The organism is Rhizobium sp. N324, assembly GCF_001664485.1.
In the GTDB taxonomy this organism is placed as follows: Bacteria; Pseudomonadota; Alphaproteobacteria; order Rhizobiales; family Rhizobiaceae; genus Rhizobium.
Map to the genome: position 1 here is coordinate 251,379 of NZ_CP013635.1, position 19,458 is coordinate 270,836.

Genomic DNA, 19,458 nt, shown 5'->3' on the forward strand with positions numbered 1-19,458 from the left:
CACTCCCATTGCTCTCGGTCCGCAGCCTCCCGCTCCAGACGTCCGGCAATGGTAACAGCCATAGTTCACTTTGCAATAATGAAATGTTCAAATGAACATTTACCCGAAAACGGCAGGACAGCGCGATCGACGGATTGCGATTTCTGTCAATGACTTCCCTTCTCCGGTCTCGCGGCTTTCCATGGCAGCCGTGGTGCTTTATGACGATTTTGTGACAGTCCATGGAGTGCCGATGTTAAGCTGGTTTCGAAAACTCATGCCGCGCGAAGATCGATTCTTCGATCTCTTCGCTCAACACTCAAAAACCGTCGTCGGTGCGGCCGAAGCGCTCAACGAACTTTTGGGCGGCACGGACATCGAAGGCCATTGCGCCCGGATCGTTCAATTGGAGGATGAAGCGGACGAGATTACCCGCCAAGTGCTGCTTGCCGTGCGCCGCAGTTTTGTCACACCCTTCGATCGCGGCGATATCAAGGATCTCATCCAGTCGATGGACGATGCGATCGACATGATGCAGAAGACCGTGAAGACCATCCGGCTGTTCGAGCAGAAGAGCTTCGACCCTGTGATGCAGGAAATGGGAAAGACGATCGTCCAGGCGGCACATCTGATAGCCGAAGCGCTTCCCCTTCTCGATCGGATCAGCGCCAACGCTCCGCGTCTGGCCGCGCTCGCGGAAGAAGTGACACGCGTCGAGGGCCGGTCCGACGAATTGCACGAGCAGGGCCTGAAGGATCTTTTCCGCCGCCACGGCGCCTCAAATGCGATGGCTTATCTTATCGGCAGCGAGATCTATGGCGAGCTTGAGAAGGTCGTCGACCGTTTCGAGGATGTCGCCAATGAAATCAGTGGCATCGTCATCGAGAACGTTTGATGGAAGCCACCCTCGCCCTTCCCCTTCTTGCCGCGCTCGTGGCTGTTGCCCTCTTCTTTGATTTCCTCAACGGCCTGCACGATGCCGCCAATTCTATCGCCACGATCGTGTCGACGCGGGTGCTGCGTCCGCAATATGCGGTGTTTTGGGCGGCTTTCTTCAATTTTATCGCCTTCTTATTCTTTGGACTGCACGTCGCAGAAACGCTCGGGACCGGCATTATCGATCCGGCCATCGTTACGCCGCAGGTCATCTTCGCGGCGCTGGTGGGCGCGATCGTCTGGAACATCGTCACCTGGGTCTTCGGTATCCCTTCGAGCTCATCGCATGCACTGGTCGGCGGGTTGGTCGGTGCCGGTCTGATGAAGACAGGTTTCAGTTCGATCGTCTGGAGCGGATTGTTGAAAACGGCCGGCGCCATCGTGATGTCGCCGGCGATCGGATTTTTCCTTGCACTGCTGCTCATCCTGATCGTCTCGTGGATCTTCGTGCGGCAGACGCCTTTCGCTGTCGATCGGACATTCCGGATCTTGCAGTTTGTCTCCGCCTCCCTCTATTCCCTCGGCCACGGCGGCAACGACGCTCAGAAGACGATGGGCATCATTGCCGTGTTGCTCTATTCGCAGGGATACCTGGACGGCGGCTTCCATGTGCCGCTCTGGGTCGTTCTCTCATGCCAGAGCGCAATGGCGCTCGGGACACTTTGCGGCGGCTGGCGGATCGTCCATACCATGGGATCGAAGATCACGCGGCTCAACCCAATGCAGGGCTTCTGTGCCGAAACCGGCGGAGCCTTGACGCTGTTCGGCGCAACCTGGCTGGGCATCCCGGTCTCGACGACGCACACGATCACCGGCGCCATCATCGGCGTGGGTGCCGCCCGCCGGCTGTCAGCCGTTCGCTGGGGTTTGGCCGGCAATATCGTTATTGCCTGGGTCGTCACACTCCCGGCCGCCGCAACCATTTCAGCGCTCTGTTATTGGCTCTCGGACTTCTTCTAATGCATGTCGCAATCCGAAACCGCTCCGCACGTCCGCGCAGCGTGCATTAGCGCCTAGTCACCGCCGCGCCCCAGCCCCGCAGCGCATCGCAGACCTCCGCTCTGCTGGGCGCGCCGATACGGCCGCCGAAGACCTGGCATTTGAGCGCCGCCGCCATGGACGAGAAGCGCATCGTCTCGGCGATCGGCGCGCCTTCTGCGATAGCCAGAGCGAAAGCGCCATGGAAAATATCGCCTGCCGCGAGCGTATCGACGGCCCTCACCATGGGAGCAGCAAGATGGAAGACTTCGCCGGCTCGGTCGTCGAACCAGAACGAACCGTTTTCCCCTGATGTGACGCTGATAAAGGCGTGCTCGAACTTTCGCTTCAGAAGGCCGACGGCCTTCGCCGGCTCGGCGGTTCCGGTCAGGCGCTCGGCGGCCGGCTGCGAAAACACGATGTGGCTGGCCGCCGGCGCCAGCATCTCGATCACGCCGTCGCCCGCAACGTCGCCATCGAGAATGGCCGGTTTGCCCGCCTCTCCGGCTGCAAGCAGCGTCCGCAATGCCAGCTTCGGCCAGCGGACGTCGACCAGAACCGCATCGAAAGCAGACACGTCCTGTTTTGTCACCGGCTTGACCGTCTCGTGCAGGGCAGCATCGTAAAAGGGCACGATCAAGCGCTCGCCCTGATCATCGACAAGGATCGTCGAAACGGCCGAGCGGGCGCCTGCCACACGGACCATGCCGCTCGTATCGATACCACTGTTGCCGAGGTCGGCAATGATGCGTACGCCGGTGGCATCATCCCCGACCGCACCCCAGAGGCTGGCATTGCCACCCAGCCGGGCGACCGCAAAAGCCGCGCTCGACGCCATGCCTTCGGCGACCTGCAGCATATCGTAGGGAAGAATTTTGCCCTGGCCGGTCGGCAGCGTGCGCACACGAAACAGCGTGTCCAGCACCGCAGCGCCGACGCACAAAACGCTGCGCGGCGGAGAGCATGATGCCGAAAAGTATGAGCGGTTTTCGGACGGCATCATGCTCTAACTCTTTAATTGAGAACAGAATTCAGATTCCAGGCCGACCGGCCTAAAATCATCCTGTTCAGGCAGGCGGGGCGATGGCAGACGTCGTCAAAACCGTCTTCTCAGCTGCTTACTTGACGGCTCCGGCCGTCAGTCCCGCCACGATCTGCCGTTGCGCAAACACCGTCAAGATCAGCACCGGCAGAGTGACGATCAACGCCGCGGCAGCAAGCGGCCCCCAACTGACCTGTTCGAACGAAAGCATATTGTAGACCGCGACCGGAAGCGTGCGTGTCTCGCGGCTGGCGAGCACAATGCCGAAGACGAAGTTGTTCCACGAGAAGATGACCGACAGGATGAAGGCGACGACAATGCCGGGTTTGGCGATCGGCAAGGCAACCAGGCGGAAAATCTGCCAGGGCGTCGCGCCGTCGATGCTCGCAGCCTCTTCCAACTCCATCGGCGTCGTTTCGAAATAGCCGATCATGATCCAGACGACGATCGGCACCGTGACGACGAGATGAATGATGATCTGCGGCACCAGCGTGCCGAGCAGGTTGAGCCACTGGAACAGCAGGAAAAGCGGAATGAGGAAGGAAAGGCCGGGCGTCATGCGCGCGATCATGATGACCATCGCCGACTTCTCGGCCTTTAGCCGTGCGATGCCGTAACCGGCCGGCACGCCGATCAGCAGCGCCAGAAGCGTGGCGGCACCGGTCACCAGCACCGAATTCCACAGATAGAGGAAGAAGTTGTTCTCCTCGAAAACCTTCACATAATTCGACCAGGCGAAACGCTCCGGAATAAAGATCGGCGGATAGGCGCCGTTGTCGATCTCATATTTGAGCGACAGCGAGATCATCCAGAGGAAGAACAGGACGACCGGCGAAATCATCACCAGGGCAACGAACAGCAGTCCGATGCGATCGAGTGTCTTGCGTTTCATCAGCGAGCCTCCCCATCGGACCAGTTCGCACGCTGCCGCAGCATCAGAAGGACGAAGGAAAGCAGCACGATGAGGATGAAGAACACCACCGCCATGGCCGAGCCATAACCGATATCGTAATAGGCGAAAGCAGTGTTGTAGAGATAGATATTGATCGTTTCCGACGCCGTGCCCGGGCCGCCCTGGGTCATGGCGTAGATGATGTCGAAGCTTTTCACCGCGTCGATGCTGCGGATGATCACGGCGATCATCAGGAAGGGCGCGATCATCGGCAGGGTCAGATAGCGGAATTTCTGCCAGACATTGGCGCCGTCGATCTCAGCACTTTCATAGGGCTCGCGCGGAACCGCCGCCAGGCCGCCGAGCACGATCAGCATGATAAGCGGCGTCCATTGCCAGGTCTCGACCAGCACCAGCGACGGGATGACGCTGCTCTGATTGTAGATCCACTCCTGCGGACCGATGCCGATGAAGGAAAGAAGATAATTGAGCACGCCGAGCTGCGGATGGAACATCATGGTCCAGACCAGGGCGATGGCGACCGGTGTCGCCATCATCGGCATCACGAATATGCCGCGCAGAAGGCCGCGCAGCGGAAACTGTGCATCGAAAATCAGCGCCGCCAGCGTTCCCAGGAAAAGCGGCGCCACCACGGAGAGCGTCGTATAGAGCACCGTATGCCACAGCGACTCCCAGAAGCGCATGTCCACGGCCAGCCGGGCATAATTGTCCAGCCCGGCAAAGACTTGGGACTGGCCGAGCGTCCAGCTGTTGACGCTCATCCAAAGGGTAAACACCCATGGAAAAACGATGACGGCCGCAATGACGATCAGCGCCGGGATGACGAAGGGCCAGTAGTTGGGAGCAACGCGACCCGCGTTGCTCCTTGCCTTCGAGGCGGCCTTGGCGGCTGCGGCCGTTTCGATGCTTGCCGAGGTCATTATCCCTCGCTTTTCGCCAGGACGGGCTCGAACTGCGCGGTCGCGGCCTTGAGTTCGGCTTCCGGATCGGCGCCGCCAATCATATTGGTGAGACCGACGCCATAGATGTCGCGGAATTCGGTGACCGGAATGATGACCGGCAGCGCCAGCTGCGAGATCTTGCCGGAACCGACGACGGCATCGAGCCATGCGCCAGGCATCTTGACGCCTTCGCGGACCTTCGCATCCTCGAGCACGGACTGGCGGAAAGGAACGCCGGCGCCGGCCTGCAGCAGACGGGCGCCCATCTCATGCGAGATCGCCCATTGGCAGAAGAGGTAAGCCGCTTCCTTTTTCTGGCTTGCAGCGACGACGCCAAGCCCGTCGCCGAAGGTTCCGGCAGCCTGTGCCTTCGGGCCTTTCGGCATGATGCCGTAACCGACCTGGCCGACGACGCGCGATTTTTCCGGATTTTCGATCGGCGGCGCAAAGCCGACGCCATCCAGCCACATGCCGATCTTGCCCTGCAGGAAGGCCGACTGGGCCTCGGCCCAGTTGAAGCCGGAGACGCCGGGAGGGGCGGTCTTGGTCATCAGCCTCTGGTAGAGCTTGGCGGCATCGACCGCTTCCGGCGAAGTCGTGCGCAGCTTGCCATCGGGGCCGAGCGGGCTCGAACCATAACCTAGCAGCAGCGACGTCCAGACCGGCGTATTGGCGTTTTTCAGGCCGCGGGCGACGAAGCCGTAGGTGTTGGTCGACGGATCGGTGAGTGCTTCGGCCGCACTTGCCAGCTCTTCGAATGTCGTCGGGTAGGAAAGCCCCTTCTTCTCGAACAGCGCCTTGTTCCAGTAGATGATCCAGTAATCCACCGAGAAGGGAAGAGAACGCAGGACGCCGCCGGCGTCCTTGGCGAAGGCGAGGCCGGCTTCGGCGAAATCACCTTCCGTCAGGGATGGGTCGGTCAGCGCCGGATCCTTGAGGAAACCGCCGATATCGGCAAGCCAGCCGCCCTTTTCGAACTGCCGCTTCTGGACGTGATAGCTCATATGCACGACGTCGAAACTCGGCTTTCCCGAGCTGAGCTCGATGGTCGTCTTCTGGCGCTGCTGCTGCTCGGGCGTCGCTTCGGCGTTGACCTTGATGCCGGTGAGCGCCTCGAATTCGGGCAGATACTTCAGAAGTATTTCGCTGCGCGGGCTCTTGACCAAATTGACCTCGAGCGTGGTCCCGGTAAAGCGCTTCCAGTCGACGGCAGCCGACGCCGAGCGCAAGCCGAGCATGCTGCTCGCCCCGAAAGCGGCCGTGCCCGCCAGAAAGCCGCGTCTCGTCGGATTCAAAAAAGATGGCATGGTATTCCTCCTCTTTTTGCCGGCGGTCTCCTCACCTCCGGCTGATTATTCCCGGTTATATCCTCAGCGCACGATCCCTTGCACCGTTGATGTGTGCGACAAGGCTGTTGACGGCGTCCTCCGCCGATCGTCGTTCGATCGCTTCGAGCACCTTCAGATGCTCGCCCATGACAGGCCCGACGTGACCCTCGATGCGAAACCGATCCTGGCTGATCAGCCGCATCTTGATCGAGTTTACCCGGTAGGCATTCGAAATGATGGTATTGCCAAGCGCATCGATAAAGGCGTCATGCATGCCCCAGTCGACGGCCTGCGCGCGCAGTTCCAGTTCATGCGAGCCATCGCCGCTTCGAATGGCGTCGGCAATATCGCGATGCTGCTTCAAAAGCCCGGCGATCGTCTCGTCCGACGCAGACCGGGTGAAGAGCGCCACCGCCTCCTTCTCCAGGAACACGCGCAGTTGAAACGCCTCACGGATGAGATTGAGATCGATGTGAGCGATCTGCAACCCCCGCTGCGGCACCGTCTTGATCAGCCCCTCGGCTTCAAGCCTGGGGATGAGCTCACGGATGGCGCCGAGCGTCAGCCCGGTCAGCTCCACGAGACGGCGCTGCGACACGAACTGGCCGGGGCGCACATCACGCGCAAGAAGATGGCGCGTGAAGCTCGCATACGCCTTTTCCCGCAGCGTCGGCTGCTCGTCCATTCCGTCCATCGCCTCTTCCCGCAGCATGCCCGACTATGCCGCTTTCGACTGGAAAAGCTTATCGAAAGCCATAACGAGTTGCGCCCGCCCTTCGCCGGATATTGAACCGAGCGGTGGGCGAACCGCAAGCCAGATCTCCTCCGACATCACGTGTGCCACCATCGCCTTCACGGCCGGGACGACAGGATATTTCAGCAGTTCGGCCACGAACCCCTCGATGCGGGGGTCGTCCTTGCCTTCTTCGGCCATCAGCTTGACGTCGCGGGGCACAAAATTGGCCATCCCGGAGATTGCCCCCTGGCCGCCGAGCCGCACGCCCTTGGCGAGATGCCGTTCATCACCCACCAGGATGATGAGATCGCTATGCGCCTTGAGCAGGCTTTCGGTATACGGCCAGTCGCCGGAAGAATCCTTGACGCCTGTGACGATATTGGGGAAGGCGGTCCGCAGCCTTCCGATCAGCGACACGGTCAGCGGAACCATGGTGAGCGAAGGGAGGTTGTAGACGATGATATCCCGCGCCTTGTCGCCCAATATGGCGAATACCGCCGAAAACCACTGGAAGACACCGTCGTCGCTGACGTTCTTGAAATAGGACGGCGGGGCAAGAAGGATATTGCGAACACCCTTGGAAAGAGCGTGATCGGCCTGCATCGCCGCATCCTCGGCGGCGTCGACCAGTACGCCAACGATGATCTTTTCCGCCGCGATCCCGGCATCGAGGAAGGCCGCAAAGACGCGGTCGCGTTCCCGGCTGCCGATCGAGGAGCCTTCACCCGTCGTCCCGAACAGCGTGACGCTGGAGCATCCGGCAGCAAGGCACCGTCTTGCCTGCGCGATCATAATCTCGATCGCGATATCGCCATTGCCGTCAAACGGCGTGGCGAGAGCGACTGACAGCCCGAATTTCTGGGTCAAATATATCCCTCCCGATTATTGGGATTGATGTAGCAGAGTGACATGTTAGCTGTAAAGAGGTGATTGCAGGCTGGCCAGCATTGGGTTCTCCCTTAACCGGCGTGCCTTACAGTCGGCCCATTTGCCCGCGCGAGCGCCATCAGCATCGGCCCGATCGCGAACTCGCCTCTTTCGGTCCTGCGGGTGAGATCTCTGAGATAACCACCGGGCGAATTGATATGCCCTCCCCTTTCCAGAATGCAGGCAATGACGGTCGCGGCATTTTCCGGGCCCATGCCGGAGCAAGCTTCCTCATAGGCCGAGGGGCTGACGCCGAGCATCGAGCGCACGATGACCGCGGCCGACATCAGATCTCGCCAATTGCCGATTGTTCCGCCCGGCCCATAGTCGAGGATTTGGGGGCAGGCTTGGAGAACAAGGGCGAGCGGGAAGGATTTCAGACCTGGGCCTGACACCGGAGCTGCCTTGCCAACCATTCCAACCGACGGCTTGGGTGGCCTCGGCCTTTGCTTACCCGGCGGTTCGGCCATAGCCTCGTTGTATGTCGCTGCCTTTTCGCCCTGCTTCGTTTCGAAGCTTGGTTCAAGTTCATAAGTTGAGTCGGGGTTTGAATTCTGTTTGTGACGCTCAATCTGAGACTCATTGGCGTCTATTTTTTGTCTTTTAATCTGCCTTTCCAGCAAGTTGACGGCTTCGTCCCGCAGCAGGGCCATCTCGTCGAGCAGCGATGCCAGCGCTTCGATGCTCGCCACGCGGGGGATCCTGGCGACGATCGCACGAAACATTACCGTCATCTGCTCCCAGTCGCCTGGAACCGCTTCTTCGATCGCCGTTGAAATCAGCTTGGAAATGTCTCGCCGACAAACCGTCAGCCGTTCCCGGGTTGCTCTCAGCAGTTCCCGGTCGGCAATCGTTTGGGCGGCAAGGCCTTCGATCTCGGCCGCACGGGCAAGCAGCGGCGCGACGCTGAAGCCGAAAGCTTCGCCGATGGCGCCAGCCCTGTCGCGGCGGGCATAACGCTTTCCATTCGGGCTGTCCTTGCGCAGGATCAGGCCAGCCTCGACCAGCACGGCCAGATGCCGCCGGAGTGTGGCCGGCGTCATGCCGCGGGCGCGGAGCGAAAGCTGCGCGTTCGAAGGAAAGACGATCAGGCCTTTTTCCTCGGAAATCTCGTCATCGGGATAGAAAGTCAACAGCGCGTCGAGCACCGTCAGCGCCCGATCGGTCACGCCGAGCGCCGGTCTCGCTTCGCAGATTGCCCTGAACAGCTTCCACTTGCTGCGTTTCATCCCCGGCTCGATGGTCTCGGCCAGTTGCTGGCTTGCCAGCATGCCAAGCGACATCGGCCGCCGCCCAAAGGGCGTCGTCACATATCCACTCTCCATTTGCCTTCACCTTCGTTCAGGCAAAAGAAAACCATCCACCAATTTGGTGCCTAAGACGCTTGACTGTGATTCGTGGAAATGCGATTCTCGATGTGCTTAAGATCTGAGAAGGGCTTCCACGACGCCGTCGTTGGGGGCCTTTTTCTTTTGCGCGTTACGCTCCTCTGTGCTTTTTGAACTCCTGGAACAGGCTCTGCAGCCGTTCCTGGACGAACTGATCGAAACCGGGTGCGGTCTTGCCGTCGAAGACGAAGGTCGCGCCTGACGCTGTCTTCTTGATCATGACAGGCACACCGCCGACCTCGGTTTTGGCCACTGCCGGCTTCTGTGCCGCTGTCTTCTTCGTTGCCAGAACCAGTGCCCGTTGAAACCGCTCGTCGCTCGAAATTTTCCGCGCGTCGTCCGCGGACAACTCGGCGACGATCTTTTCGATATTGGCCTTCTCAAGCCGCTCACCCAGTTCAAGCCATCGCCGGCGGCCGATATCGGGCGCCGCGCCGATGGCGTTGATGAGATCAAGCGGCACCTGCCGTATGACGATCAACATCCTTGAAAGCGCCGCCTTGTCGACGGCGAGTGCCGCCATGATCACATCGCGGCCGAAGCTGCGGTCTTCAAGCCTTGAGGCGAAGAGCGCGCGTTCGATATAGGAAAGATTGGTTCGGGCGCTGTTTTCCTGGCCTTGGCTGACGACCAGCTGACCATCGGTCAGGTCGCGGACGACCGCGCGCACCCTGATGCCGAGCTCTTTGGTGGCGGCCAGGCGACGATGACCGTAGGCGACCTGGTAGCGTCCCCTGGTTTCGGGATGCGGGCGGACGAGGATCGGAACCTGCTGCCCATGCTCACGGATCTGTTCGACAAGCTGTGCCAACTCGGCCGCATCGATCGCCAATCTGTCGCTGACGAAGGACGCGTCGATCAGGCCGGCATCGAGTTCGACGATGGCCTGGCCGGCGGCGAGCTGCCGTTCCAGCTCACTCGCCCGCTCCATTTTTTCGGTAATGTTGCCGAGTGTCTTGGTAATGCCGCCGACCGGGGCCGCACTGCGCTCCTGCGGCACGAATCCAGCGATCGGGCGATTGTCGCGCGGTGCGACAGTTTCCACCCTCGCCGGGCTCGGAGCGGAGATTTCGATGAGATTCTTACGCGCCATCTATCTACTTCCTCCCCCAGGTCGAGCGGATATGCGCCTCGATCTCGCTGTTCACGAGATTGAGCGACTCCAGCGCCCGGTCATAGGTGCCGCGGGTGAACTGCGACCGCTCCACCTCGTAAAGGGTCTGCTTGGTGACACCGGCGTCGGAGACCGCCGTCGACTTCACCATCGCATTGCGAAGCATTCGATTGCCGAAGATCGCCCGCATGAAGCCGGTCATCTGGCTTTGCGGCCCGTCGTTCGGCTCGAACCGCGTCACCAGATACCGCATCCAGTCATAGCTGGTGCGCCCGCCGGCCTTCTCTACGACCGACATCAGCTCGCTCGTCATCGTTAGAAACTGCGACATCGACATGACATCGAGCATCTGCGGATGGACCGTGATCAACACCGAGGTCGCCGCGCAGAGCGCCGACATCGTCAGGAAACCCAGCTGCGGCGGGCAGTCGATCACGACGACGTCGTAAAGGCTTTCGATCTCCGTCAAGACCTCGCCGATGCGGGCAAAGAACATCGTCTCGGCCCTACCCGAAGACATCGCCTTCGGCGTCTCGTGCTCGAATTCCATCAGCTCGAGATTGCCGGGAATGAGATGCAGATTGGGCGTGTAGGTGGCGCGCACGATGTCGGCGATGGGACGCGGCTGCTCGTAGCGGATCGCGCCGTAGATCGTTTCGCCCTCGCCGACGTCGAATTCCGGCTGATGGCCGAACAAGGCGGACAGGGAAGCCTGCGGGTCGAGATCGACGGCGAGCACGCGGTAACCCCTCAGCGCCATGAACTGGGCCAGATGGGCCGCGGTCGTGGTCTTGCCGGACCCCCCCTTGAAATTCATGACGGAGACGATCTGGAGCTTTTCCCCCGGCCTGCGAGCCGGCACATATTTCGGCGTTCCATTTCGCTCGTCGAGGACCCGGCGAATCCGGTCCATATCGACTGCGCTGTAGAGCCGCCGCCCGTTTGCCAGCGGATCGGGCCCGTGGCCGTCGGCGGCCACCTGCCGGAGATAACCTTCGCCGATGCCGATGAAGGCCGCAGCTTCCGCCGGTGAAAATGTTCTGATGGTCTTTTGGGAAAGCGGCGGGAAGATTTTTGCCTGATGCTGCTGAAGTTGATAGGACAACTCCTTCGCGTCTGTTGCCAGAAGCGAAGGGAGATGCTCTTGATCGTCCTGAAGAGCAAGACTCGGCTGCATGATCTATTTCCCAAATAACTGCGCAATTTTGAACGAAAGTGCTTCAGTTGCGCAGTTACCATATGCCGCGATTCGTGACCGAATTACAAATGCTTAACCAAAAGGCCGGTCCAGGCACGCGAAACGGGAGCGGGAATCTGGCGGTTTCATCGACCAATCGGCAGGTGATTCGCACCCGACCGGGCTATTGACCAGCAAGGCCGCTGCCTCGTTATGCACATGAAATTCATTGAATTTTATGTGACACCGCCGGCGGGATGGAAAGGTTCCGCCTGACTATCCGCCGCCGTCTTTCTATCCGGTTCGAATATGTCCATGCTTTCCATCTTGCCGCTCGCGTCGGTCAGGTCGAGACGATAGCCGGAAGCCTGTAGCGTCCGCTGGCGCCCGGCCGTTTGCCGGACGTAGTGACGCCCGATGATCTCGCGCCATCACCCGCCTTGGCTTTAGGGATGGAACTTACGCGTCGCCTAACAGTCGCGAAAGCGTCTTGGCGTTCTTGAGGGCATTGGCGTCTCTGTCGTTGTTGAAGTAGGCCCAAACGGTCTTCGCACCACTGCTCTTTATTCGGTCGGCCCAGACTGACAGTTCGGCTTCGCTGTAATCGTGGCGGTACCATTTCGTGGTCCCATGAAAGCGAACATAAATATCGTCTGCGGTCTTCACCAATTCATCCGGAAGACGCGGCCCGCTACATGAGCAGAAGATCGCACCGGCCGCTTCAAACTGGCGGAACACCTCATCGTTCCACCAACTTTTGTGGCGGAATTCAACAACATTCCGGCGGCACGGATCGAGCTGCCGAAGGATTAGGTCCAGAGTGTCGGGGGAATAGCGGACGCTTGGCGGCAGCTGGAAGAGGAAGCACCCCATGCGCTCACCGAGCATATCCGCGACATAACCGAAATCTCTGATCAATTCCCCGCAATCTTCGAAACGCCTGATATGCGTAATGAGCTCGCACACCTTGATCGTATAGACGAAATCGCCGTTCGCCTGGCGAAGCCAGGTTTTGACCGCGGCGACTGTCGGCCACGAATAGAACGGAGCGTTCAGCTCGACCGTCTTAAACTCTCGTTCGTAAAACGAGAACCATTGATTTCGAGGAGCATCGGCCGGATAAAACAGACCCTGCCAGTGCCAGTAATACCAGCCCGAGCAGCCGATATTGAGCCTGCGCTTACCTTCGCACGCGGATGCCGCTACCTCTCGCTGCTCCGATTTGATCCGGGCTTCGTGCATCTTCGCAGCACGTTCGACGTTGGCCTCGCGCTGCTTGCGACGCCGCTCTTCCCGCCGCGCCTTCCGCCTCTCCCGGTCATCCGTCGACATCTCCGGCACGTCAAAGCTTCCATGTGTATGCCGGCTTCAAACATCCCTAGTGTGCATGGCGACGAACCGGCCGGCAGTAGCCTCGATTGCAGGTGTTCAACTTCGAAGGAAACCATCTGTTCCGCAGAGACCGCGGCGACACCGCCCGGATAGAGCCTGAAGCATGAACCACGTTCAGCACCTGTGCAAAAAGCCCGACGTCCTGCGCGTTGTCAGTGCCTTGCCACGGTGCACCACGACCGGACCAGGGGTCGATCCGATCGCGGAACCGCAGCGCAGGTCGCCTATTTGTTGGACGCGGCGTCTTCGATGACCTTCGCAACTCGATCGGGATGAGAGACCATGACGACGTGCGACGCCCCTTTCACCACAACCGTCTCTTTCGAGCCAGCTCGTTCCGCCATCCATGCCAGCGCTGCCGGCGGTATGTTTTTATCCGCGTCGCCGTAGACAAACCAGGAAGGGATATTCTTCCAGCTCGCCGAAGCTGATGCCTCGCCAAGAGCCTTGTCAGTGACAGGACGCTGTGTCGCGGCCATGAGCTTGCCTTCTGCCTTCGACACATCTGCAGCGAATTGATCGTGAAACTCACTCTGCTTGATGTACAGGTCCTTTACTCCACCATCCAACAGCACGGGTTCCGCAAGGGTGGGTGCGAGCGTACTCCCCGGAAACTTACCTGAAAGCGCGATCGCAGTTTCTCCAACATCCGGTGCGAAGGCGGCGACAAAAACGAGCGATTTGACGTTCGCGCTACCTGCTGCTGCCTCGTTGATCACTGAGCCACCGTAGGAGTGACCCACTAGTACTACGTCGGTCTTCAACCCGGCGACCACTTTGCGCACATAATCGCCATCGGTCGTCACGCTTCGAAGCGGATTAGCGACCGCCACCACGGGATATCCACCCTTTTCCAGCCGTGTGATCACGCCATTCCAGCTGGAGGCATCGGCAAACGCGCCGTGAACAAGGACGACCGTCGGCTTTTCGGCCGCGTTAGCATGCAAAAGGCCGGCTGCGGTCATTGCTGCGGCGGCGACAAACATCTTCAACATGATCTAGCTCCATTGCATCGTGTACGATTAATTTACGCACAATTATTCATAATGACAACCTCTAAATTCGGTGTTCACCTCGATTTGATATCGCCCCGGGTTCACGGGGCGATGTCAACTCCGTTCGATCTGTAAAAAACGTTCAAAGACGATCGCGCGGCGATAGATCCGGGCGGTCCAAGGTTTGGGGGCTCAAGGAATTTCAGCGTCGATTTCTCTGCAGGCGAAACGAGGCCGATCGCCGGCAGAACTAAGCCGCCATCGATTGGTAGAGCCAGTCGGAGAGCTTCTCGGTCGCCAGCCGCGCGCCGGCGCCCGGAAGCAGTGCGGCATCGGTCAATTCGACGCCGAAATACGATGTGGACGGATCCGTTATCACCTGCCGTTCGTCTTCGTTGGCGGCGAGATAGATCCGGGCGACCTCATCGATGCCGAACTGCTCCGGGCCGGCGATTTCAACGATACCGCCCAAAGGCGTTGCGACGGTCAATTCGGCCAGAAAGGCGGCGACCTCCCCGGCTGCGACCGGCCTCATCAAGGCTGGCGGCAGTCGAACGACGTCGCCTTGCCCACCGATGTCGATCAATCCATTGATGAACTCGTAGAACTGCGTGGAGCGGAGGATCGTGTATGGGCAACTGGAAGCCTGGATAAGATTTTCCTGTACCAATTTGGCGTGAAAATAATCGCTTTCCACGAGCCGTGGCGTGCCGACGACGGAGAGGGCGAGATAGTGCCCGACTTCAGCCTCAGCGGCGGCGGCAAGCAGGTTCTTCGTCGACGCCTTGAAGAAATCCAGGGCCGCATTGTCGCCGAACGATGCGGCGTTGGTGACGTCGACGATGACGTCGGATCCCGCGATGGCCGCGGTGAGGCCTTTGCCGGTAACCGTATCGACGCCAAGCGACAAGGATGCGGCAGCAACCTCATGGCCCGACCGGCGCAGGCTTTCGCTGAGCCGTGTTCCGATGACCCCGCTTGCTCCCACCACGGAAATTTTCATGTCGGCATCCTCGCGATCGATTGGATCGACAATGACCGGAAAACCGAATCCCTTCCATCATGCGAGAGGGTTGGCGCCCTAGCCGGAGGTATAGCCGAGCAGACCGAAAGTTTAGGATGACCCACCGAGGAACGGGGTCGGTCGTCCGTTTCCTGTTTGTGCCGGAGATCCCGCGGCGGCGCAACGCTACCTCTCCGCGCGGTGCATGGATTTCCATGAGTTGCAGCTGTGGTGTGGCGGGGTTACGGTTCGAACATGAGTTCGCCGGCTCCGATATCAAAACAGAATGTTGTACCAAATGCTGACGATCCCCGGGCTTTGCCTGTCCGGAAGGAGCTGTTGATGATGAGCGTCTGGTCGCACCGCCCCCGAGCCCTGTATCTGGGGCTTTTCATCGCCGCCTATGTGCTCGCCTGCGGCTTTGCCCAGTCGCTCGCGATCGTGCCGGGGACGGGTATTTCCATCTGGCCCCCGGGCGGGCTTTTCATCGCCACGCTCATCCTCGCCCCCAGGCGCAGCTGGCCATGGTGGATATTGGGGGGCTGCCTGGCGGAGTTACTCAGCAATGCCATCTGGTTTTACAGTCCCCTGCCTGCGGCCTTCCTGATCTATGTCGGCAACGCTCTTGAAGCGGTGGTCGCGGCATGGCTGATCAATCGTGTCTTGAAGCGGCCGGCACAGCTGGAAACCTTGCAGGAGGTTCTCGCATTCGTCGTGCTGGGCGCCGGCATTGCGCCGGTCGTGAGCGCGACGGTGGGAAGTGCGACGCTCGCCTGGTTCGGCATACAATCGCAATCCTTCGTGACGGCCTGGCCTCTCTGGTGGATCGGGGACGCAACCGGCGTTCTGATCGTCGCGCCGCTGGCGCTCGCCGTCTTCCACAACTGGCGCGGCAAGACCCGGCTCTCGGCCGCGCAATGGGTGGAGGCTGGCGTCCTTGGGCTGATTTTTCTCGGTGTCGCCGCCCTGTCGCTCAGCGGCTATCTTCCCTTCGCCTACATCATCATGCCGCCCCTTCTTTGGGCCGCGGTCCGCTTTGAGTTCAAGGGCGCCGCCATATCGCTGGCTCTCCTCGCCCTCATTACGGCCATCTTCACAATGACCGGCGCAGGCGAGTTCGTCGCCGATCCCGAGTCCCAGAAACACAAGCAGATCATGCTGCAGCTCTTTCTGGCCATCTCGGCATTTTCGGCGCTGATCGTTGCCGGCATATCCAGGCAACACCAGCTGGCCGTGCTGACATTGCGCCAAAGCGTGGAGACGCTGCGCGAGCGGGAGCAGGAGCTCTCGCAGCTTGTCGACATGGTTCCAAGCCACGTCTGGCGTCTGACACCCAAGGGCGAACCGACCTTCTTCAACCGACGGATGGTCGATTTCCTCGGATTCGATGTCGCGGATTCGGACAGGCCCGGCATGAGCCAGTTGGAGGCAGCCATTCATCCGGATGATGCAGCCGGCTTCACCCAGGCGCTCAACCATTGCCTCGCCACCGGCGAAAACTTCGCCATGCGATATCGGCTGCGCCGCGCTGATGGCGTCTATCACTGGATGTCGAGCCGCGCCGAGCCGATGCGGGATCAGGCCGGCAGCATTGTCCAGTGGTATGGTCTTTGCCACGACATCGACGATCAGGTCCGTGCCGAAGAGGCGGTACGCCTGAGCGAGCGAACGCTGCGACAGATGATCGACGCAGTGCCGGTTCGCGTCTGGAGCGTGGAGCCAGCGAGTGGCTCGGTCTATTTCAACAAACGCTATCAAGACCATTTCCGCGCCGTGATCGCCGATTTCGACGCCCGCGGCGAGCCGCGTATCGAAGAGCTGCTGCAGCAGCTGATCCATCCTGAAGACGCACCCGACGTCCAGCGCACGCTGCAGAATTGTTTCGAAAGCGGCGGCGGCACCGCGATGCGGTTTCGCTGGCGTGAAAAGGACGACGTCTACCGCTGGGCGGAGTGCAGGGTGGAACCCCGGCGCGACGACGACGGAAGGGTCGTGCAATGGTACGGTGTTTCTCTCGACATCGACGAGGAGGTGCGCGCGCTCGAGGCATTGCGTGATCGCGAGCGGGAACTGTCGCAGCTCGTGGACATGGTCCCGGTGCACATCGCCCGCATGGCGCCTGATGGCAAGCCGACCTTCTTCAGCAAGCGCACACTGCAATCCATTGGGGTTGATGACGTCGCAGCCTGGGACACGCCGGATATCAGCCGCTCGGCGGCGATCATCGGGGCAACCGTGCATCCAGAAGATGGGCCGCGCATGCGGGAGGTGCTCGCTCATGCGCTTGCGACCGGCGAGCCCTACACGATACGATATCGCCGGCGTTGGGCAGACGGCGAATATCGCTGGATGGAAGGCCGCGCAGAGCCGTTGCGGGATCAGAATGGAGCGATCGTGCAATGGTATGCGGCTGCGATCGACATCGATGACGAGGTGCGTGCGCAACAGGCACTGCGTGAGCGGGAGCGCGAGCTGTCGCAGCTCGTCGACATCGTTCCGAGCCTTCTCTGGCGCCTGAATGCGGAGGGCGAACCGACCTTCTTCAACAAGCGGCTGATCAATTTTCTCGGTCCCGATATCGCAGATGTAGGCAAGCCCGGCATGAAGCGGCTGTCCGCCATCATCGAAGCCGCCATCCATCCCGACGATGCGGAGAGCCTTGCCGGGGCGCTGAGGCATTCCTTCGCCACCGGCGAGCGCTTCTCGAAACAATATCGCCTGCGGCGCGCCGATGGCGTCTACCGCTGGGTCAGAGGCAGCGCCGAGCCGCTGCGGGACGAGAGCGGACAGATCATTCAGTGGTACGGCCTGACGCATGACATCGACGATCAGCTGCGTATCGAGGAGGAGCTGCGCGAGAGGGAGCGCTCGCTCTGGCAGATCGTCGAAACGCTGCCGGCAATGATCGATTGCGCAGCGCCCGATGGGGAGCCGGTATACCGTAACCCTCAGCTCCGCGATTTCCTCGGATATAAGCTCGAAGAGCTTGATGGAACCGGGAAAACCCGGCTGGACGGCACGCTGGATGCCGGCGTTCATCCCGACGACGTGGCCGGGGTCAAAGACAACTATGCCCATTCATTGCGCACCGGCGAGCCCTATGCGCGTCGGCATCGTCTGCGGCGGTTCGATGGCGAATATCGCTGGGTCGAGACGCGCGCTGCGCCGATGCGCAATGCCGAAGGCGTCATCGTCCAGTGGAATGTCATCTGCCTCGATATCGACGCAGAGGTTCGGGCGGAGGACGATCTGCGGCAAGCGCGGGAAGGCCTTGCGCGGGCGAGCCAGGTGGCGAGCCTTGCCGAGCTTTCGGCCTCCATCGCCCATGAGGTGAACCAGCCGCTTGCCGCCGTCGTCGCAAACTCGCATGCCTGCCAGCGCTGGCTGATGGCGGAGCCCCCGAATATGGAGCGGGCGCAGAGGACGGTCGAGCGAATCATCCGCGATGCAAACTCGGCCGCCGATGTCGTCAGCCGCATCCGCGCCCTGTTCAAGCAGTCCGCAGACAGGAGAGTGCACACGACGCTCTCCGGCGTCATCGACGAAGCGCGCAACCTTATGGCCGACGAAGCGGCCCGGCGGCGCGCCAGGATGGACGTGGACGTCGATGGAAACCTTCCGTTCATCGCCATCGATCGCATCCAGATCCAGCAGGTTCTGATCAATCTCGTCCGCAACGGCATCGAGGCGATGGAGACCGTTTCCGGCGACAGGGTGATCAAAATGCGCGTCCGCCATATCGGGAATGCCGTCCAGACCGAGATCAGCGATCGCGGCCAGGGGATCGAGTTTCCCGAAAAGATGTTCGAGCCGTTCTTCACGACCAAGGAAAACGGCATGGGCATGGGTCTGGCGATCTGCCGCTCGATCGTCGAGCTGCACGGCGGACGCTTGTGGGCAGAGAAGAACAATCCGCACGGAGCGACGTTGATCTTCACATTGCCCATTGAAACAAAGGCGGTGTCATGACGGCCGATGACCATATCGTCTTCATCGTCGATGACGATGAACGCATCCGCGAAGCGCTTGGCGAGCTCATGGACTCGCACGGCATGCGCGCCATCGCCTTCGAATCGGCCGGCGATTACGTGAAAGCGGAGAAGCCCGACGTGCCCGCCTGCCTCATCCTCGATATCGAGCTGCCTGATATCAACGGCCTCGATCTGCAGAGGCAGATCGCCGACAGGGACCATCCGCCGATCGTCTTCATTACCGGGCACGGCGACATTCCCTCCTCGGTGCGGGCGATCAAGCACGGCGCCGTGGATTTTCTGACCAAACCATTCAGTGACGCGGATCTCCTGGCGGCAATCCAGGCAGCACTCGCCGAGGATCGGGCAAAGCGATCGGGACGCGCCGAACTCGACATGCTGAAACGTCACTATCTCGACCTGACGCCGCGCGAGCGCGAAGTGCTGCCGCTCGTGGTCAGCGGCCTTCTCAACAAGCAGGCGGCAGCCGAACTGGGAATCAGCGAAGTCACGCTGCAGATCCATCGACGAAATGTGATGCAGAAAATGGCCGCGGCCTCGCTCGCCGATCTCGTGCGGATCGCGGAGAAACTGGAAATACCGATTACCCACTCGCGCCGGGTGGGGGGGAATTGAAC

At 60.6% G+C, this 19,458-nt stretch carries 16 protein-coding genes and 1 pseudogene; 4 read left to right on the forward strand and 13 right to left on the reverse strand.

Annotated features, from left to right (window positions below):
* Nucleotides 1-232 precede the first annotated feature (232 nt).
* Together AMK05_RS31170 and AMK05_RS31175 are read left to right on the forward strand one after the other, a co-directional pair.
* Entirely contained in the window at nucleotides 233-874 is a 642-nt protein-coding gene (locus AMK05_RS31170) for a DUF47 family protein (RefSeq protein WP_064844982.1), read from the forward strand.
* A complete protein-coding gene (locus tag AMK05_RS31175) occupies nucleotides 874-1,875 on the forward strand; it encodes an inorganic phosphate transporter (RefSeq protein WP_064844156.1) in 1,002 nt (333 codons plus the stop codon). Before AMK05_RS31170 ends, AMK05_RS31175 begins: the two co-directional genes overlap by 1 nt.
* Before the next feature lie 46 nt (nucleotides 1,876-1,921).
* Here the strand turns inward: AMK05_RS31175 and AMK05_RS31180 are convergent, their stop codons facing one another.
* From AMK05_RS31180 to AMK05_RS31235, 13 genes and pseudogenes are all read right to left on the reverse strand, one after another.
* A complete protein-coding gene (locus tag AMK05_RS31180) occupies nucleotides 1,922-2,893 on the reverse strand; it encodes a sugar kinase (protein ID WP_064844984.1) in 972 nt (323 codons plus the stop codon).
* A 118-nt stretch (nucleotides 2,894-3,011) separates the two neighbouring features.
* The gene (locus AMK05_RS31185) at nucleotides 3,012-3,827 is read right to left on the reverse strand and encodes a carbohydrate ABC transporter permease (protein WP_064844158.1); all 816 of its coding nucleotides are present in this window, start codon (nucleotides 3,825-3,827) and stop codon (nucleotides 3,012-3,014) included.
* Nucleotides 3,827-4,768, reverse strand: coding sequence for a carbohydrate ABC transporter permease (locus AMK05_RS31190; RefSeq protein ID WP_064844160.1), 942 nt, complete (start codon nucleotides 4,766-4,768; stop codon nucleotides 3,827-3,829). Before AMK05_RS31190 ends, AMK05_RS31185 begins: the two co-directional genes overlap by 1 nt.
* On the reverse strand, nucleotides 4,768-6,096 hold the full coding sequence (locus tag AMK05_RS31195; RefSeq protein ID WP_064844163.1) for an ABC transporter substrate-binding protein: 1,329 nt from the start codon (nucleotides 6,094-6,096) through the stop codon (nucleotides 4,768-4,770). Before AMK05_RS31195 ends, AMK05_RS31190 begins: the two co-directional genes overlap by 1 nt.
* Before the next feature lie 55 nt (nucleotides 6,097-6,151).
* A complete protein-coding gene (locus AMK05_RS31200) occupies nucleotides 6,152-6,829 on the reverse strand; it encodes a GntR family transcriptional regulator (RefSeq protein ID WP_012556246.1) in 678 nt (225 codons plus the stop codon).
* 6 nt (nucleotides 6,830-6,835) lie between these two features.
* Complete coding sequence (locus tag AMK05_RS31205) at nucleotides 6,836-7,720, reverse strand: dihydrodipicolinate synthase family protein (protein ID WP_064844165.1); 885 nt, start codon at nucleotides 7,718-7,720, stop codon at nucleotides 6,836-6,838.
* A 92-nt stretch (nucleotides 7,721-7,812) separates the two neighbouring features.
* Nucleotides 7,813-9,105 (reverse strand): plasmid replication protein RepC, encoded by a 1,293-nt coding sequence (repC, locus tag AMK05_RS31210; RefSeq protein ID WP_064844167.1) that lies wholly within the window; start codon nucleotides 9,103-9,105, stop codon nucleotides 7,813-7,815.
* 154 nt (nucleotides 9,106-9,259) lie between these two features.
* Nucleotides 9,260-10,261 (reverse strand): plasmid partitioning protein RepB, encoded by a 1,002-nt coding sequence (repB, locus tag AMK05_RS31215; protein ID WP_064844169.1) that lies wholly within the window; start codon nucleotides 10,259-10,261, stop codon nucleotides 9,260-9,262.
* 4 nt (nucleotides 10,262-10,265) lie between these two features.
* Nucleotides 10,266-11,459 carry a plasmid partitioning protein RepA gene (gene repA / locus AMK05_RS31220; protein WP_064844171.1) on the reverse strand — a complete coding sequence of 398 codons (1,194 nt, stop codon included), beginning with the start codon at nucleotides 11,457-11,459 and terminating at the stop codon, nucleotides 10,266-10,268.
* A 236-nt stretch (nucleotides 11,460-11,695) separates the two neighbouring features.
* Nucleotides 11,696-11,889: pseudogene (locus AMK05_RS35880) on the reverse strand (hypothetical protein); the annotation flags it as partial.
* 29 nt (nucleotides 11,890-11,918) lie between these two features.
* Nucleotides 11,919-12,800, reverse strand: a complete 882-nt coding sequence (locus AMK05_RS31225; RefSeq protein WP_064844174.1) for a DUF72 domain-containing protein — start codon at nucleotides 12,798-12,800, stop codon at nucleotides 11,919-11,921.
* Between the two features lie 275 nt (nucleotides 12,801-13,075).
* The gene (locus tag AMK05_RS31230) at nucleotides 13,076-13,846 is read right to left on the reverse strand and encodes an alpha/beta fold hydrolase (RefSeq protein ID WP_064844176.1); all 771 of its coding nucleotides are present in this window, start codon (nucleotides 13,844-13,846) and stop codon (nucleotides 13,076-13,078) included.
* A 250-nt stretch (nucleotides 13,847-14,096) separates the two neighbouring features.
* Complete coding sequence (locus AMK05_RS31235; RefSeq protein ID WP_064844178.1) at nucleotides 14,097-14,849, reverse strand: SDR family oxidoreductase; 753 nt, start codon at nucleotides 14,847-14,849, stop codon at nucleotides 14,097-14,099.
* A 342-nt stretch (nucleotides 14,850-15,191) separates the two neighbouring features.
* Between AMK05_RS31235 and AMK05_RS31240 the strand changes: the two genes are divergently transcribed.
* Nucleotides 15,192-18,818: a PAS domain-containing protein gene (locus AMK05_RS31240; RefSeq protein WP_064844179.1), complete on the forward strand. Its 3,627-nt coding sequence runs from the start codon at nucleotides 15,192-15,194 to the stop codon at nucleotides 18,816-18,818.
* A complete protein-coding gene (locus AMK05_RS31245; protein WP_064844180.1) occupies nucleotides 18,815-19,456 on the forward strand; it encodes a response regulator transcription factor in 642 nt (213 codons plus the stop codon). Before AMK05_RS31240 ends, AMK05_RS31245 begins: the two co-directional genes overlap by 4 nt.
* Nucleotides 19,457-19,458 lie beyond the last annotated feature (2 nt).